The organism is Pseudomonas fluorescens, from assembly GCF_040448305.1.
In the GTDB taxonomy this organism is placed as follows: Bacteria; Pseudomonadota; Gammaproteobacteria; order Pseudomonadales; family Pseudomonadaceae; genus Aquipseudomonas; species Aquipseudomonas fluorescens_BH.
In genome coordinates, this window is the sequence record NZ_CP148752.1 from 2,456,359 (window position 1) to 2,472,089 (window position 15,731).

The window sequence follows — 15,731 nt, forward strand, 5'->3', positions numbered from 1 at the left end:
GAGACTATGCTCCCCCCTAATAGCCACTTCCATAGATCGAGGAAGCGTGAGCGTCCGGCCAAGACGCCCCTTCGAAATCATCAGTCGGGACTTTCGAAACTCGTCTACCAACACAGCTGTCGCAGAGAAATTTCAAAATTTTTGAACCGAGGTTAATCTTCTACCCCTTCGACTATGATGCAAGGACAACTGATGGCCCTCACCAGTGAAATCTCTCCATATAACCCTCAGTGGCCGCTACTTTTTACCGCCGAAAACCGACGAATAGCGGAGGGCTTCGGTGCTGAGCTTATCGAAACTCATCATATTGGTAGCACCGCCGTTCCGGGGCTTTCTGCCAAACCAGAAATCGACATCTTGGTTGTGGTGTTAGAGCATATAAATGAGGCGACTCGTAGCGAGTTCATGCGTACATTGGGCTATGTGCGGGGAGCAGATCTTTCCGCCGGACACCACTTTTATCGTCGCGATGTTGATGGGGTGAGAACTCATAAAATACACGTGTGCGTTGCTGGTCATGGACAGATTGCACGAATGTTACGTTTCCGCGACCTGTTGAGAGAAGACAGCACTATCTGCAAGCAATATCAGGATTTGAAGCTGCGGCTCGCAGCTAACAACCGGGGAGGAATTGCTGAATATCTCGCTCATAAGGCGCCCTACATTGACGCCTTGATGGATATGCACCTAGGGGATTAAGTCCGTGTTCATATCAGTTCTCCAGAGCTAAACGGGTATCCACTGATGTGGCAGAAGCTCAGCAACCTCACTCGCCCGCTGCGTCGGCAGACGCGTGAGAACATCCTTCAAGTAAGCATACGGATCATGCCCATTGAACCGCGCAGACTGGATCAAACTCATGATTGCAGCCGCGCGTTTGCCACTGCGTAACGAGCCTGCAAACAACCAGTTCGAGCGTCCAATTGCCCACGGCCGAATCTGGTTCTCACACCAATTATTACTGATGGGCACGGCACCGTCATTGATATAGCGCGTCAGCGCTATCCAGCGTTTGAGGCTGTAATCCAACGCTTTGGCGATGGCCGATCCCTCAGGCACAAGCTGCCTCTGAGCGATCATCCACGTATGAAGTGCGTCGATGATCGGCGCTGCTTTGTCCTGCCGTATGCGCTGCCGGATACCCGGTTCCAGCTCGCGAGCCTCTCGTTCAACTTCGTACAAGGCCGCGATGTAGTGCAGCGCTTTTTCGGCGATCTGGCTCTTGTTGGTCGCGTGCAGATCGAAGAACTTGCGGCGCGCATGCGCCATGCAGCCGATTTCCGTAATGCCCAGCTCAAAGCCTGCCTTGTAGCCCGCGAAGTCATCGCAGACCAGCTTGCCGTTCCAGTGGCCGAGGAAGTTTCGAGCATGTTCGCCTGCACGGCTCGGGCTGAAGTCGTAAACGACCGCAGCCAGATCGGAGAACTGACTGGTGGCATAAGCGCGCCATGGCGAGTGTTAAAGCATCGAGATAATTCCGCCTGCACCGACGCGTTGCCAAGGTAAACCGAGTACCAGGGCCTGAAGTTGCTCGGCATCCAACCCAACTTCGGAGCCGTGTCGCACACCAGGCCAAAAGAAACGCCCTTGATTCAAACGCCGGGCTGCAAGCCAAATCCCCACACCGTCATGCACTTGCCTGTCATCGTCACGTCTGGCGATAGATCAATGCCCGAAGGGGGGTTGCCTTCCCACGCAATGTTCCTGCATAAGCCATGGACACTCGAAGTTTTGCAGCAAGCGGTTAGGACAAATCTGTCTGCGTAATACCAGGATTCGGCCGCTTTGCAGCGGTACTACTTTTTGCGTGATTACCAAGTGACTGCTTTTTTGGCCGATTTTGTTGAAAAAGTTGGCCATGGTTTGCGCATCAGAAAAGTAAGCGTCCGAGATTGAAATCCTTGCTTTTGTCAGAGACTTCCGGATTCGGATTTCACATGGCAGTGTGCAAAAAAGCGTTTTCACCAGCCAATGAGCAGGCAGTTTGGACAGACCGACTTTTCAACAGAGTTGGCCGGTTACTGTCCTTTGAGAAGGGCCGTTATCGACTGCTAGTTGAACCGTCGATGCAACAGATTGGCGGGGTTTTTCAGTAGGGATTTCGTGCTCGAATGTTGTCCTGTGGCGGCTGTCCGACGGTCTCGCAACTCCACAACTGTAGAAAAGGCTGGCTGCTGGTGGGTGATCCGACCCACCGGCTCATAAATTGACACGTCCCGTCAACGCACAGCTGGTAGTCGCCAGCCTCGGGGGTTCGTCCCAATTTCAGGGGTTGCAGGGGCGGCAAACGGCGCTGGAAGTGCCAACTACCGTTTTCCAATCGAGCATCATCAGGCATCTCCATTCCCGCACCGTTACCGCGGATCCTGGCTTCTTCCAGGACCAGACCTTTGCGGGTGACGCGATAGTCTTCCTCCCAGCGAATCTTTTCGATGCTGTGGTTCCACGCGAGCGTGAAATGGGACACCGGCAACTGGGCCCAGACGCCGCCGGCCAGGCCCAGGCACAGGCCGATCATGCATTGGCCATCCCTGAGTGTCTGGACCGCCAGACGTGCTGAAGTAACACCAGAATCCCAAGTGCGAAGCCGATTTCATCGGTCAGCGGCAGCGCCACGATCAACAGGCCCCCCGCGCCAAGACTCAACAAGCGTTCCCAGATGGCCATTTTCTGTTGCAGATAGCCGGTGGACGCCACTCCCCAGAGACCGACCGCCAGAATGGTCTTGATCAGCATGTAGGCCGTCATCCACAAATTGTCACCTTGCAGCATCAGCGCCGGGTTATAGACGGCCATGAACGGAATGACGAAACCTGCCAGCGCAATGCGCACTGCCCACAGGCTGATCTTGAATCCGCTTTCTTTTGCGATGGGGGCTGCGGCAAAGCAGGCGAGGGCGACCGGTGGTGTCAGGTCGGCGAGGATGCCGAAATAGAACACGAACATGTGCGACACGATCAGCGGTACACCCAGTTCCAACAGGGCAGGTGCTGCGATCGAACTGGTGATGATGTAGTTGGGTATGGTCGGAATGCCCATGCCCAGCACCAGGCAGGTGACCATTGTCAGTATCAGTGACAACAGCAGGTTGTCCCGGCCAATGGCCAATATGTAACCGGCAAAGGTAGAGGCGACGCCCGTGAGTGAAACTATACCGATGATCACGCCCACCAGCGCACAGGCGATCCCCACCGGAACCGCATGACGTGCGCCTTCGACCAGTGCGTGCAGGCAGATAATCAGCGTTTCCCGGCCGCCCTTGATGAACCAGCACATCAACATCAGCACCGCAATGACCGCAAAAATCACAGCGATTCCGAGTTGAAAAAAGCCTGTGCACAGCACGCCCAGTGCAACCCAGAACGCACAACGCAGACCGAAGTTTTGCACCTTGAGAATGATCGCCGAGCCGAGAATCACGATGGCGGTCAATGCCAATCCGACCATGCCGGAGAACAGTGGAGTGCGCCCGGAAAACAGCAGGTAAACCAGCACCAGCAGAGGGATCAGCAGATACCAGCGTTCCTTTACGGCGCCTAATGCGCTGGGGCATTGGTCTTTGGGCAATCCCTTGAGGTTGGAGCGCTTGGCTTCCAGATGAACCATCCAGAACACTGAACCGAAATAAAGGATGGCGGGTATCAATGCAGCCTTGGCAACTTCCACGAACGGCACATTGATGGTTTCAGCCATGATGAAGGCTACCGCGCCCATCACCGGCGGCATTATCTGGCTGCCCATGCTGGAGGTGGCTTCCACTCCGCCAGCAAACGCGGGCCGATAGCCAAAGCGCTTCATCAGTGGAATGGTGAATTGCCCTGTTGTCACGACGTTGGCAATCCCCGAGCCGGTAATGGTCCCCATCAACGCTGACGAGGCGACGGCGACCTTGGCCGGCCCCCCCAGCTTGTGGCCGAACAATCCCATGGCGAAGTCGGTAAACAGCTTGATCATGCCGGCTTCTTCAAGGAAAGCGCCGAACAGGATAAACAAAAAGATGTAGGTGGCCGAAACATAGGTCGGCGTCCCATACAGCCCTTCGGTACCAAAGGACAGTTGATTGATGATCTGGTCGAAGCCATAGCCCCGATGGGCCAGTTCGCCGGGTAGATACTCACCGAACAAACCGTAGGCCAGGAACAGGCCACAGATGATCGGCAGCGCAATCCCCATCACCCGTCGGGCGGCTTCGAAGACCAGAGCGATCAGCAACACACCCATCACCATGTCTGCCGGCGTCAGGTCGCCGGAGCGCTGGATCAGGTCAGCCTCGAACACCCATTGATACAAGGCGGTGAAGATCCCTCCCAGGCTGAGCAGCCAGGCCAGCGGTTGCCAGGGACGAGCCTTGCCGTGAGCCGGGTAACTCAGAAAGACCACCCAGAGCAGGAAACCGACGTGTACTGCACGTAGCACCTGGCTTGAAATGGGTGAAAAGGCCGCAGTGACGATTTGAAAAATCGAAAACAGCAACGCTACGTAAAACAGGGTTTTTGGCCAGTCCCTCGGGTTCGCGGAAATGCCCTGATGCTCGTCACTCATTAGCTGCCTGCCTCATGACCACGCTGGATAGAATCGATGGGGCAGTGGTAACCAAGCCCACTGCGCCTCGCGCGGTTACAGCGCGCCCTTTTCCTTGTAGTAGCGTTCGGCACCTGGATGCAGCGCGATCGGCAGGTTTTTGGCTGCACTTTCCAGTTTGATGTCCTTGGCTGCCGAATGTGAGTTACCGAGACGCGTCAGGTTATCGAACAACAGTCTGGTCATCTCATAGGCAACTTCATCGGACACATCGGCGCGGGTCACCAGAATGTTGGTGATGGCAACCGTCGGCACGGCTTCGGCTTGTCCGTCATACGTGTTGGCCGGAATCATTGCACTCTGATAGGCCGGGTTGCCGATTTTCGCGACCACTTCAGTCGGGATCGCTATGTAGTTCAGTGGCATGACAGAGGACAGGTCGCGAATGGCCGCCATGCCCAACCCGGACGATTGCAATGTCGCATCCAGTTGTCTGTTCTTGATCAGTTCGACCGATTCGGCAAAGGGCAGGTATTGCACTTTACCCATGTCCTCATAGGTTAGCCCTGCTGCTTTGAAGATCGCGCGCGCGTTCAGTTCGGTACCTGATTTGGGCGCCCCGACCGAAATGGTTTTGCCCTTGAGATCCGCGAGGGTCTTGATCCCCGATTCCTTGCTGGCAACGATCTGAATGTAATTGGGGTAGGCCCCGCCAATGGCACGCAACTTGGTCAGCGGTGCCTTGAAACCAGCGTCTTCCACGCCGTTTTTGGCATCGGCAACCGAATCACCCAGTGCCAGCGCCAACTCGCCTCGACCGGCTTGCAACAGGTTGAGATTTTCCACCGAGGCCTTGGTGGCTTGAACCGAGGTCTTCGAGCCTGGAATGCCATCGCTGTAGATCTGTGACAAGCCGACACCAATCGGGTAGTAAACCCCGCTGGTTCCCCCGGTCAGGATGTTGATGAACACCGGCGCGGCTTGCGCAGCGGTACTGATTGCCAGCGTGGCGGCGGCCAGCAGGGCGAAGCGTGTTTTTACTCGCATGGGGAACCTCTCCGTCTTGTTATGGCTTGTGCAGAGTGATTCCACTCTAGTTGATTCCGGCGCAGTAGGGGGTGGGCAGGCGAGATCAGTTCATGCCCAGCCACGCTGGCAGCACCAGCGAAATCCACGGCACATAGGTAATCAGCACCAGGAACAGCAACAAAATCGTCAACCAGGGCATAGCCGCTTTTACGGTGGCGGGTAATGACATACCAGTCACCGCCGAGGTGACGAACAGGTTCAGGCCCACCGGCGGGGTAATCAGACCGATTTCGAGGTTGACCACCATGATGATGCCGAGGTGAATCGGGTCGATACCCAGTTTCATGGCGATGGGGAAGAGGATCGGCGCCAGGATCAGGATGATGGCCGACGGCTCCATGAACGCGCCGGCAATCAGCAGCACAATGTTGACCACCAGCAGGAAAGTCACGGGCGTCAGGCCTGCGTCAATCACCCAGGCAGTGATCTGCTGCGGGAGCTGTTCGGTGGTCAGGACGTGGGCAAAAAGCATGGCGTTGGCGATGATGAACATCAGCATGATGCTCAGCTTGGCGGATTCCAGCAGGACTTTTGGCGTTTCACGAAACGTCAGATCCTTGTAGACGAACAAGGCGATGAACGCCGAGTAAACGGCCGCCACCGCCGCCGCCTCGGTCGGGGTGAACATCCCGGAATAGATGCCGCCCAGGATGATTACCATCAGCAACAGGCCCCATATTGCCTGGCGTGCGGTACCCATCAACTCCCGAAATGTCGCGCGCGGCAAGGCGGGCAGGTTTTTCTTAACGGCGACAATATAGATCGCCACCATCAGTGCTGTTCCCAACAACAGACCTGGCACCACACCGGCCATGAACAGCTTGCCGACGGAAGTTTCGGTGGCGGCGGCATAGACCACCATCACGATTGACGGTGGGATGAGGATGCCGAGCGTCCCGGCGTTGCAGATGATCCCCGCGCCAAAGGCTTGCGGATAACCGGAGCGGACCATGCCGGCAATGGCGATTGAACCCACGGCAGCCACCGTCGCCGGACTTGAGCCGGAGAGGGCGGCGAACAGCATGCAGGCCAACACCGCAGCGATGGCCAGGCCGCCGCGAATATGTCCGACACAGGCATTGGCAAAGTCAATCAACCGGCGGGCAACACCACCGGTGGTCATGAAGGCGCCGGCGAGCAGGAAAAACGGAATGGCCAGCAGCGTGTAATGCTCCGAGGTCTCGAACAGCTTGATCGCCAGCGAGCGCACCGAATCGGGACTGAAGAAAATGATGGTCAAGGAACCGGCCAGACCGAGGGAAATGGCGATGGGAACGCCGATGAACATCAGGACGAACAGGGCCACGAACAAGAAAGCAATGGTCATGACTTGTCATCCTTGTGCTCGGCGAGTTTCAACACGTCAGCGGCTTCGTCGGCCAGGCCCAGGCCGGTCTGGCGGTTCTGCAGGATGCGCAGGAGAATTTCAGCGAAGCGGATGAAGACCAGGGCAAAACCCAAAGGTACGATCAGCCCGATATGCCATTGCATGATACCGAAATGGCCCAGATCCTCGGCACCGATGCCTGCAATCATCAACGTCCGAATCCATTCGAAGCTGGCTACGCTGAGCAGTGCTGCATAGGCCAGGCAGCACAGGCAGGCCACAATACCTATGTACTTTTGCACCGATCGGCTGGTCAGCCTGACGAGTGCGTCAACACCGATATGCCCGGCCGTGCGCACGCCATAGGCCAGTCCGAAAAAGATCAGCCAGCCAAACAGGGCCTTGGTCAGGGCAGTGCTCCAGGTCATCGCCTGAGCCATCCCCATGATTTCGTCGCCAATGGCGAACAGCGGGACGCTTGCACCTGGCCAACGATCAGCAAGCCAGTAGAAAAGGCTATAGAAATTGTTGAGGATCACGTAAACGAACGTGACCAGGGTCATGGCGGTCAGAAGGAAGACGATAAAGCCTTCCTCGAAGTGTTCCCAGATTCGCCGAAGCGCTTTCATGGATGGCTTCTCACATCGAGTGACGACTGGCAGGCGCCGCGCCGGCAGCACCTGCCTTGCGATCATTGAGCCTTGTTGGCGGCTTCGGCTGCAAAGATCAGTTCAGGGCCGATATCGCCTTCGAACATCTTCCATACTGGTTTCATCGCTTCTCGCCATTGTTCGCGTTCTTGCGGTGTCAGGATGATGATTTCGGTCGTTTTGGCCGCGATTATGCGTTGCTTGTCACTCTCATTCAGCTGCGCCGCTTCCTTGTTCACCTGAGCGGTGACTTCCACGACAATCTTGTCCAGTTCGCTGCGAACGTCCGGTGGCAGGCCGTTCCAGAATTTGGTGTTGGTGATCAGCATGTAATCCAGTACACCGTGGTTGGATTCAGTGATGTACTTCTGTACTTCATGCATTTTCTGGCTGTAGATATTCGAGTAAGGGTTCTCCGCACCGTTGACCACACCGGTCTGCAGCCCCTGATAAACCTCGGCAAAACTCATCTTGCGCGGATTGGCGCGCACAGCCTTGAACTGTTCTTCGAGCACGGCAGACGCCTGCACTCGGAACTTCAGGCCACGGGCATCGGCAGGGACACGCAGTGCCTTGTTGGCCGACAATTGCTTCATCCCGTTGTGCCAGTAGGCCAGGCCGGTGATGTTTTTACTTTCCATGGATTTGAGCAGCCCCTGACCCTGCGGGCTCAACTGGAAGCGGTTGACGGCGGCGATGTCATTAAACAGGAAGGGCAGGTCGAATAGCTGGAGGGTCTTGGTGTACTGTTCGAACTTGGCCAGGGACGGCGCAATCATCTGCACATCTCCCAGCAACAGCGCTTCCATCTCCTTGCCGTCACCAAACAACGACGAGTTGGGATAGACCTCGACCTTGACCTTGCCAGGCAAGCGTTCCTCTACCAGTTTCTTGAACAGCAAGGCACCTTGGCCCTTGGGCGTCTGTTCAGCGACGACATGCGAGAACTTGATAATCACCGGATCTGCCGCCATGGCCGCGTTCATTGTGCTTAACGCAAGTGCGCAGGCGAGTACTGTGTATAGAGATCTGAACATCGGGGGGATTCCTCTTGTTTTTGTTTTTCATATGGCTCGATGCCTTGAGCGCATTTGTATGTCAGGACAGAAACAAGTCTAGGCAGAAAACTATCTGTTGGAGGGTAATAACCAGGAAGGTAAAAAACTGCTGGTAGATGGCAAGATTCTCAAACCTGACTTTATTGGATTTTTTGCCGCTGATTGGACGCCTGAATGGATGACTGCTTTTGGTCCAGGCTGTGTGAAAACTCCCGCAATTGTCTAATCTTCTGATCGTCGAGATCGTAGCGGGGGCGATCATGAAGCGATTTATTGAAGGTGAGGCTCGGGCGCAAGTCACCTTACTGCCGGAGTGTCTGGACGATTACGTAACCGAAGAAAATCCAGTGCGCGTGGTCGATGTTTTCGTCGATGAACTCGACTTGGGCGCGCTTGGTTTTGAGGGCGTCGATCCTGCCGCAACTGGTCGTCCGGCCTATCACCCAGCGGTGTTGCTGAAGATCTATATCTACGGCTATCTCAATCGGATTCAATCCAGCCGCCGACTTGAGCGAGAGGCCGAGCGCAACGTCGAGTTGATGTGGCTAACGGGGCGTTTGGCTCCGGACTTCAAAACCATTGCCGACTTTCGCAAAGACAACGGCAAAGCCATTCGCAGCGTATGCCGCCAGTTCGTAGTTCTTTGTCGCAACCTCAATCTCTTCTCCCAATCGATCATCGCCATCGACGGCAGCAAATTCAAAGCCGTCAATAATCGCGACCGCAACTTCACTCAGGGCAAGGTGAAGGCACGCATGCAGCAGATCGAGCAGAGCATTGATCGATATCTGGCGGCGATGGATTCGGCGGATCGGGCAACGCCCGAAGTGGCCGAGGCCAAAGCAGAGCGGCTTAAAGAAAAGATAGAAACACTGAAAAAGCAGATACAGAAACTCAAGGACATCGAGGCGCAGCTCCACGAAAGTCCAGACCAGCAAATCTCCCTCACAGACCCAGATGCACGCTCAATGGCTACGAGCGGCCGAGGCACCGGAACGGTTGGCTACAACGTACAAACAGCTGTCGACGACAAACACCATCTGATCGTTGCCCATGAGGTGACCAACGTTGGTAATGATCGTGGGCAACTGAGCAATATGGCGAACCAAACGCGTGAAGAAATCGAGGCTGAATCGCTAACGGTGGTGGCCGACCGAGGCTATTACAAAGGTCTGGAAATCCTTGCTTGCGAGCAAGCCGGCATCACTACCTTCGTACCGAAACCCCTCACATCTGGCAGCAAAGCCGAAGGCAGATTCGGCAAACAGGATTTCATCTATCTTATTGCGTCGGACGAGTATCAATGCCCTGCGGGGCAGTTACTAACCAGGCGGTACTCGTCGATGGAAGACGGCATGTTATTGCATTGTTACTACTTCTCGGGCTGCCAGTCCTGCTCAATGCAAAAGCAATGTACGACGGGTAAGGAGCGCCGTGTGAAGCGCTGGGAACATGAGGCTGTAGTCGACGCGATGCAGGTTCGGCTAGAACATGATCCAGCGATGATGAGGGTTCGTCGCCAGACCGTTGAACATCCTTTTGGAACGCTCAAGTACTGGATGGGAAGTACCCACTTCCTGACCAAAACCCTGCCGAGGGTGAGCACTGAGATGAGCCTTCATGTGCTCGCCTACAACCTCAAACGAATGATGAGCATCTTCGGCATCGCAGGACTGCTTGAGGCGATCAGGGCGTGAACCCAGCCGCTTGGCTCGCCAGTTAGAAGCCGTTTGGGCCGCAGACGCGGCCCAAACGGCATTACGAACGTCTATGTCACTGACTAAGCTAATTCGTGCTTTCGCCCGCTGATTCCATAGGCAACCCTCGCGACTCTCAGTTTTCGAGGTATTTAGCGCGTTTTCACACAGCCTGGGTCGATTTCTGCCGATCATGAAGCCGAAATCAAGCTGAAGAACGTGCTCGGTGCGCAACTATGAGGACTCAACACTGAAGGCGCCGACTTAAGAGGGCGGTAAAGAACCAGTCGCGGTATATGCAGGAAAAGACATCATCGATTCGGCCGGAGAATGCTCGTAGGTCGAGGACAGCACGGCACTGAGTCGGTCGCCCAACAGGTTCCAGGCGCGTTTTTTCTCTTCGGCATAATCATGATGCAGGTAGTGCCGCCTCACCCGGGACCCGGCCAGTACATGATTTTGACAGCGATCGATGACGTCCAGGCTGCCCCCCAAGGCCTGCATCATGGTCGCGCCTGTGCGGCGCAGGTCATGCGGCGTCCAGTCACCGTTCTGGCCGTCGGCAAGGACCAGCGTGTCGTCATGGCGCCGCCTGGAGAGGGCCTTACGATTTTTGAACCGGGCCTGACGGTCGCCGACCTGTTTGCTCACCACTCTCACGTCGACATGCCCATCATCCTGCTTGTTGGGAAAGCACCACTGAGAGTCACCTGTGAGGGTCTTGAGTTCCTGAAAGAAATGCAGGGCGAAGGGCGAGAGGAAGACATGGTGGTCCTGTTTTTTGCCCCGGGTGCCTTTGACGTTTTCACTGGGGAGGAACCAGCTCTGCCGGTCCAGATCGACATTTTTCCATTCGGTCTGCAGCAATTCGCCAATCCGGCACAGCGTGCCCAAGCTGATCCAGAGCGCGAGTTGAGTCTCCTTCTTTAATGGACGAATACCCTCGTACTTTTGCCCGGCGGGGAGGGCGTTGTAATCGGCGGTCATTAACATCGTGTTCGGAGACGCTGCTCACCGCGGTCTTGCCGAGGGCCGGAAAAAGATCCTTGGTAAAACGGCGCTGCAATTCAGCATTACCGTCTTTGCGCGCCACGCCATCCAACAGCCACGCCTTGGCCAGATCCTGGACGGTCTGGCCCTTTTTCGCGCTGCCTTTGGCACCAATCCACTCCAATGCCAAAGGGCTAGATGTAAACAATTTTGTTATGAGCATAATTAGGTATTGCGATCATAATTCATTGCCGATATGTGGAAGCCAGTAATCAGTAATGACGCCGGGCTGACGAGCAGGTTCTTTTATTAATATCTTCAATCAATGGAGTTTGCTGCTGACATACATAGCATCGGAATGCCAAGACATGCTGCTCAACCTAAACTCCCGTCACAGAGTGGTGGCGGTTAGTTATTGTATTTTAATGATGACCTTGCCTTTTGATCTCCCTTGCCCGACATAGCTCAACGCCTCGGCTGTCGATTCGAAAGGGAAGGTTCGGTCGATCACCGGCTTTATAATGCCGGACTCGATGAGCTCCGTTATCTCATCCAGCTGGCCACCACTGGCACGCATAAAGACGAACGCATAGTTGATATTTTTTTTACGCGCTTTTCTGCGGATACCACTGCTCAACATACGCATGACCAGGCTCAATCCCCAAAACAGTTTTTGCTCTTCAGCGAACTGCGGCGTCGGCGGCCCCGAGATGGAAATGAGCTGGCCACCAGGCTTCAGAATGGTGAGCGACTTTTCCAGTTCTTCAGCGCCCAAGCTGTTCAATACGACGTCGTAGTCCTGCAAAACGCTTTCGAAGTTTTGCTTCTTGTAGTCGACGACAACGTCCGCTCCCAGCGCTTTAACCCATTCAACATTGTTTGTGCTGGTGGTTGTCGCAACGAAGGCGCCCAGATGCTTGGCGAGCTGGATGGCGATGGTGCCAACACCGCCGGAACCGGCGTGAATAAAGACCTTCTGTCCTTTTTGCAACCTGGCTGTTTCAACCAACACCTGCCAGGCCGTCAGAGCGACCAGGGGGAGGGAAGCAGCTTCTTCCATGCTGATATTTTTGGGTTTCAACGCGAGAGCATTTTCTTCCACTGCAATAAGCTCGGCGAACGTGCCTATGCGCTCTTGAGGTGGGCGCGCGTAGACTTCGTCACCTGGCTTGAAGCGCCGCACACCGGATCCAACGCTGACCACGACCCCAGCCAGGTCATTGCCCAATATCAACGGGAATGAATACGGCAAGATCAGTTTGAATTCGCCTGTATTGATCTTTGAATCAAGCACGTTGACGCTTGTGGCATGCACTTGAACCAGGACGTCATGTGCACCCACCTCAGGTGCGGGCACCTCGGCGACACGGCCATTATTCTTGCCGTAACGGTCGATTAGAAATGCCTTCATGTTGATTCAACTCTCATAGTTTCAAATGGAAATGGCTGAACACGCTCAGGCATCCAGGAATACCGTTGCTTTGGCCACGAAGTCAGCATGGTGTTGGAAAATTCCGCCATGCCCCGCGTCTTCGTAAATGATCAGTTGTGAATTCGGGATCCGGTTCGCCAAGTCAGTAGAGTTCACCGAGGGAACCATGATGTCGTGGTCACCGTTGGCGATAAGCGTCGGTATCTGTATGCGACTTAGGTTCTGTGGGGGCTGCCTGCCCCATGCGTGAATGGCTTTCAACTGCCGAAAAAAAGCGGTTGGCGTTGGATTTTTGTCTCGATCTTTCCTGCGCTCCTTCAGGCGACTCAGAAAATCCTTGGCGGCTCGCCGGCCATTGACCGTCGAGGTGAAGAATAGGTAGGTCTTCGGATCGCGCAACGTCAGCAAACCTTTAAGCATCAATGGCCATGACACTGACCAGACCTTGTCGATGCCGCTACCGCCAGCAGGCCCCGTACCGGTCAGAATCAGTCTGCGCACCAAGTCAGGGGCGCTCAGGGCAATTTGCTGGGCCACGAACCCTCCAAGTGAAAAACCCAGCAGGTCGACCTTGTCGAAACCCAGCGCACGAAACAAAGCGATGGCATCGCTTGCCATTTCACTGACCGTCGCAGGGGCGGTGCCATCTGAGGCGCCGATTCCCCGATAGTCAGTTGCGATGATGCGCCTGGTGCTTGCGAGCCCATCCATGATCCGTGGGTCGAAGTTGTCCAGCACTGCGCCCCAATGGTTAAGCAGAACGAGCGGCAACTCACCCTTGGGGCCTATGTCACGGTAAGCGAACGCTATTCCTTCGACCTTGATCCATTTGTTCGCTGCATTTACGAACGGCGTGCGCGATCCGGGATGAAGTTTTGTGTCTTGAATATTCATGTTTGCCCCGTGATGCGGGTCGAAAAGCTGCAAGTGAGACTGTGTTGCAGGCGCTTTTAAATCGAGTGCTGCGCACCAGCGCCTGCTGCACGATGATTACGCCTTAGCTTGATAACGCTCGGCGACATCGGATTGCCTGATCTGCGACAGCAAGCCCTGACGAGCACCCTGCAATGCATCCCAACGTGCGGCGTCCTGCAAGGGTGGAATGGTCACGGGCTCGCGACGATCAAAACCGACCAGCGCCGCATCGACCAGATCACCCACTTCCATGATGTCACTGAGGGTATTGATATCGATGCCCGCTCGCTCCCAGATTTCGGTGCGAGTGGCTGCCGGCAGAACGGCTTGCACGTAGACGCCTTTGGGCGAAAGTTCCAGGCTCATACCTTGTGATAGAAACAGCACAAAAGCCTTGGTCGCGCCGTAGACCGTCATCCCGAACTCCGGTGCCAGGCCAACGACCGAGCCTATGTTGATAATCGCTCCGTCCCCGGCTTGTGCCAGGCGTGGGGCGATGGCGCTGGCAAGCCGTACCAGTGCGGTAGTGTTGAGCGTAACCAACTGAGCAACGCTGTCGGTGGATTGTTCGATAAAGCTGCCGGATTGTGCGGCGCCTGCATTGTTCACCAGGATGCCAATACTGGCGTCGTCGCGCAGGCGAGCCTCGACCGTGGTCAAATCGCTGATTTGGGTCAGGTCAGCCTGGAGAATATCAATGGTGATGTTGTGTTTCTCACGCAGCCGGGCTGCAAGAGCATCCAGCCGCCCTTTGTCGCGGGCAACCAGTACGAGGTCGTGCCCGCGCTGTGCAAAGCGCTCGGCATAGGTAGCGCCGATGCCAGTGGAGGCGCCGGTAATGAGAACGGTGGTAGGGATGCTCATGAATTGATCCTCAGTTTCGGATATCGATAGGCGAGTCATGCGTGGTGCCCGGAGGACGTGCGCAGACTTGATTTTTAGCCGTGCCGGGTACTGGATTCAGCAAGGGTTGGGTAGTCGATGTAGCCTTCTGCACCGCCGCCATATAGGGTCGCAGGATCGAATGCCGACAAAGAGGCAGCAGTTTTAAGGCGCTCCACCAAGTCCGGGTTACCTATGAAGGGACGTCCAAAGGCGATCAAGTCAGCCTTGTCATCGTTGAGTTGAGAGGTGGTCAGATTCACGTCGTAGCCATTGTTCGCGATGTAAGTGTTTTTGAAGCGGTGGCGCAAAGAACCAAAGTCGAAGGGCGCAATATCGCGCGGCCCGCCAGTCGCGCCTTCGACCACATGGAGGTACACAATGCCCAAGGCATCGAGTTGGTCGACAATGTAGTCAAACTGGGCCTGCGGTTCGCTGCTGGAGACACCATTGGCTGGCGAAACTGGCGATATACGGATGCCTGTGCGTTCGGCACCGACCTCGTTTACTACCGCCACCGTCACTTCCAGCAGTAGGCGAGCGCGATTTTCAATCGAGCCACCGTAGGCATCGGTGCGGATATTGGCACCGTCCTTGACGAACTGATCCAGCAAGTAGCCGTTTGCGCCGTGGATCTCTACGCCATCGAATCCCGCAGCGATGGCATTTGCCGCCGCTTGGCGAAAATCATTGACGATCCCGGGAAGCTCGCTGATATCAAGCGCTCGCGGCTCTGAAACGTCCACGAAGCTATTATTGACGAAGACCTTGGTTGCGGGACGGAGAGCGGAGGGTGCTACCGGAGCGGCACCGTTCTCCTGCAGGTCAACGTGCGATACGCGTCCGACATGCCACAGTTGCAGGAAAATTCGTCCGCCTTTTGCGTGGACGGCATCGGTAACCTTGCGCCAGCCATCAATCTGCGCCTGCGTGTAGATACCGGGCGTATCCTGGTAGCCCTGTCCCTGCTGCGAAATCTGCGAGGCTTCGGAGATCAATAGGCCTGTAGAGGCTCTCTGGCTGTAATAGGTTGCAGCGAACTCGCTCGGGACGAAGCCTTCTCCCGCACGGTTACGCGTCAGCGGAGCCATCACGATTCTGTTGGAAAGTGTCAGCGAGCCGAGCGTGTACGGCTCAAATAACGTCTTATCGTTCATATCGTTTCCATAC

13 protein-coding genes and 2 pseudogenes are annotated in these 15,731 nt (G+C 55.7%); 2 read left to right on the forward strand and 13 right to left on the reverse strand.

Annotation, left to right across the window (positions count from 1 at the left end; all coding sequences use genetic code 11):
- The first annotated feature begins 192 nt into the window (after nt 1–192).
- Nucleotides 193–699, forward strand: coding sequence for a GrpB family protein (locus WHX55_RS11205; protein WP_353742606.1), 507 nt, complete (start codon nt 193–195; stop codon nt 697–699).
- Between the two features lie 27 nt (nt 700–726).
- Here the strand turns inward: WHX55_RS11205 and WHX55_RS11210 are convergent.
- The 8 genes and pseudogenes from WHX55_RS11210 to dctP all read right to left on the reverse strand — a co-directional run.
- Nucleotides 727–1,443 (reverse strand): annotated as a pseudogene (locus WHX55_RS11210) (IS66 family transposase); the annotation flags it as partial.
- Between the two features lie 15 nt (nt 1,444–1,458).
- Nucleotides 1,459–1,635 (reverse strand): IS66 family insertion sequence element accessory protein TnpB, encoded by a 177-nt coding sequence (gene tnpB / locus WHX55_RS11215; protein ID WP_353742607.1) that lies wholly within the window; start codon nt 1,633–1,635, stop codon nt 1,459–1,461.
- Between the two features lie 454 nt (nt 1,636–2,089).
- Nucleotides 2,090–2,518 (reverse strand): DUF1850 domain-containing protein, encoded by a 429-nt coding sequence (locus tag WHX55_RS11220; RefSeq protein WP_150727209.1) that lies wholly within the window; start codon nt 2,516–2,518, stop codon nt 2,090–2,092.
- Nucleotides 2,515–4,542, reverse strand: coding sequence for a TRAP transporter permease (locus WHX55_RS11225; protein ID WP_150752387.1), 2,028 nt, complete (start codon nt 4,540–4,542; stop codon nt 2,515–2,517). Before WHX55_RS11225 ends, WHX55_RS11220 begins: the two co-directional genes overlap by 4 nt.
- A 75-nt stretch (nt 4,543–4,617) precedes the next feature.
- Complete coding sequence (locus WHX55_RS11230) at nt 4,618–5,568, reverse strand: TAXI family TRAP transporter solute-binding subunit (RefSeq protein ID WP_353742608.1); 951 nt, start codon at nt 5,566–5,568, stop codon at nt 4,618–4,620.
- A gap of 85 nt (nt 5,569–5,653) precedes the next feature.
- Entirely contained in the window at nt 5,654–6,937 is a 1,284-nt protein-coding gene (dctM, locus tag WHX55_RS11235; protein ID WP_150758668.1) for a C4-dicarboxylate TRAP transporter large permease protein DctM, read from the reverse strand.
- On the reverse strand, nt 6,934–7,566 hold the full coding sequence (locus WHX55_RS11240; protein ID WP_150758669.1) for a TRAP transporter small permease: 633 nt from the start codon (nt 7,564–7,566) through the stop codon (nt 6,934–6,936). The genes dctM and WHX55_RS11240 overlap by 4 nt, the downstream gene beginning before the upstream one ends.
- Before the next feature lie 62 nt (nt 7,567–7,628).
- Nucleotides 7,629–8,573, reverse strand: coding sequence for a C4-dicarboxylate TRAP substrate-binding protein DctP (dctP, locus tag WHX55_RS11245; RefSeq protein WP_224789721.1), 945 nt, complete (start codon nt 8,571–8,573; stop codon nt 7,629–7,631).
- Nucleotides 8,574–8,905: 332 nt separating this feature from the next.
- Between dctP and WHX55_RS11250 the strand changes: the two genes are divergently transcribed.
- A complete protein-coding gene (locus WHX55_RS11250; protein WP_353740938.1) occupies nt 8,906–10,342 on the forward strand; it encodes an IS1182 family transposase in 1,437 nt (478 codons plus the stop codon).
- Nucleotides 10,343–10,606: 264 nt separating this feature from the next.
- Here the strand turns inward: WHX55_RS11250 and WHX55_RS11255 are convergent.
- The 5 genes and pseudogenes from WHX55_RS11255 to WHX55_RS11275 all read right to left on the reverse strand — a co-directional run.
- Nucleotides 10,607–11,474: pseudogene (locus tag WHX55_RS11255) on the reverse strand (site-specific integrase); the annotation flags it as partial.
- Nucleotides 11,475–11,744: 270 nt separating this feature from the next.
- Nucleotides 11,745–12,743 carry an NADP-dependent oxidoreductase gene (locus WHX55_RS11260; protein WP_353742609.1) on the reverse strand — a complete coding sequence of 333 codons (999 nt, stop codon included), beginning with the start codon at nt 12,741–12,743 and terminating at the stop codon, nt 11,745–11,747.
- Between the two features lie 45 nt (nt 12,744–12,788).
- A complete protein-coding gene (locus tag WHX55_RS11265) occupies nt 12,789–13,658 on the reverse strand; it encodes an alpha/beta hydrolase (RefSeq protein WP_353742610.1) in 870 nt (289 codons plus the stop codon).
- A 96-nt stretch (nt 13,659–13,754) separates the two neighbouring features.
- Nucleotides 13,755–14,543: an SDR family oxidoreductase gene (locus WHX55_RS11270; RefSeq protein WP_353742611.1), complete on the reverse strand. Its 789-nt coding sequence runs from the start codon at nt 14,541–14,543 to the stop codon at nt 13,755–13,757.
- A 74-nt stretch (nt 14,544–14,617) separates the two neighbouring features.
- Nucleotides 14,618–15,718 (reverse strand): alkene reductase, encoded by a 1,101-nt coding sequence (locus WHX55_RS11275; protein ID WP_353742612.1) that lies wholly within the window; start codon nt 15,716–15,718, stop codon nt 14,618–14,620.
- Nucleotides 15,719–15,731: the final 13 nt, after the last annotated feature.

Bases quoted from the DNA above. Each gene is read 5' to 3' on its own strand.
- WHX55_RS11205 (WP_353742606.1), top strand. From the start codon at position 193: ATGGCCCTCACCAGTGAAATCTCTCCATATAACCCTCAGTGGCCGCTA.
- WHX55_RS11220 (WP_150727209.1), bottom strand. From the start codon at position 2,518: ATGATCGGCCTGTGCCTGGGCCTGGCCGGCGGCGTCTGGGCCCAGTTG.
- WHX55_RS11225 (WP_150752387.1), bottom strand. From the start codon at position 4,542: ATGAGTGACGAGCATCAGGGCATTTCCGCGAACCCGAGGGACTGGCCA.
- WHX55_RS11230 (WP_353742608.1), bottom strand. From the start codon at position 5,568: ATGCGAGTAAAAACACGCTTCGCCCTGCTGGCCGCCGCCACGCTGGCA.
- dctM (WP_150758668.1), bottom strand. From the start codon at position 6,937: ATGACCATTGCTTTCTTGTTCGTGGCCCTGTTCGTCCTGATGTTCATC.
- WHX55_RS11240 (WP_150758669.1), bottom strand. From the start codon at position 7,566: ATGAAAGCGCTTCGGCGAATCTGGGAACACTTCGAGGAAGGCTTTATC.
- dctP (WP_224789721.1), bottom strand. From the start codon at position 8,573: ATGAACGCGGCCATGGCGGCAGATCCGGTGATTATCAAGTTCTCGCAT.
- WHX55_RS11250 (WP_353740938.1), top strand. From the start codon at position 8,906: ATGAAGCGATTTATTGAAGGTGAGGCTCGGGCGCAAGTCACCTTACTG.
- WHX55_RS11260 (WP_353742609.1), bottom strand. From the start codon at position 12,743: ATGAAGGCATTTCTAATCGACCGTTACGGCAAGAATAATGGCCGTGTC.
- WHX55_RS11265 (WP_353742610.1), bottom strand. From the start codon at position 13,658: ATGAATATTCAAGACACAAAACTTCATCCCGGATCGCGCACGCCGTTC.
- WHX55_RS11270 (WP_353742611.1), bottom strand. From the start codon at position 14,543: ATGAGCATCCCTACCACCGTTCTCATTACCGGCGCCTCCACTGGCATC.
- WHX55_RS11275 (WP_353742612.1), bottom strand. From the start codon at position 15,718: ATGAACGATAAGACGTTATTTGAGCCGTACACGCTCGGCTCGCTGACA.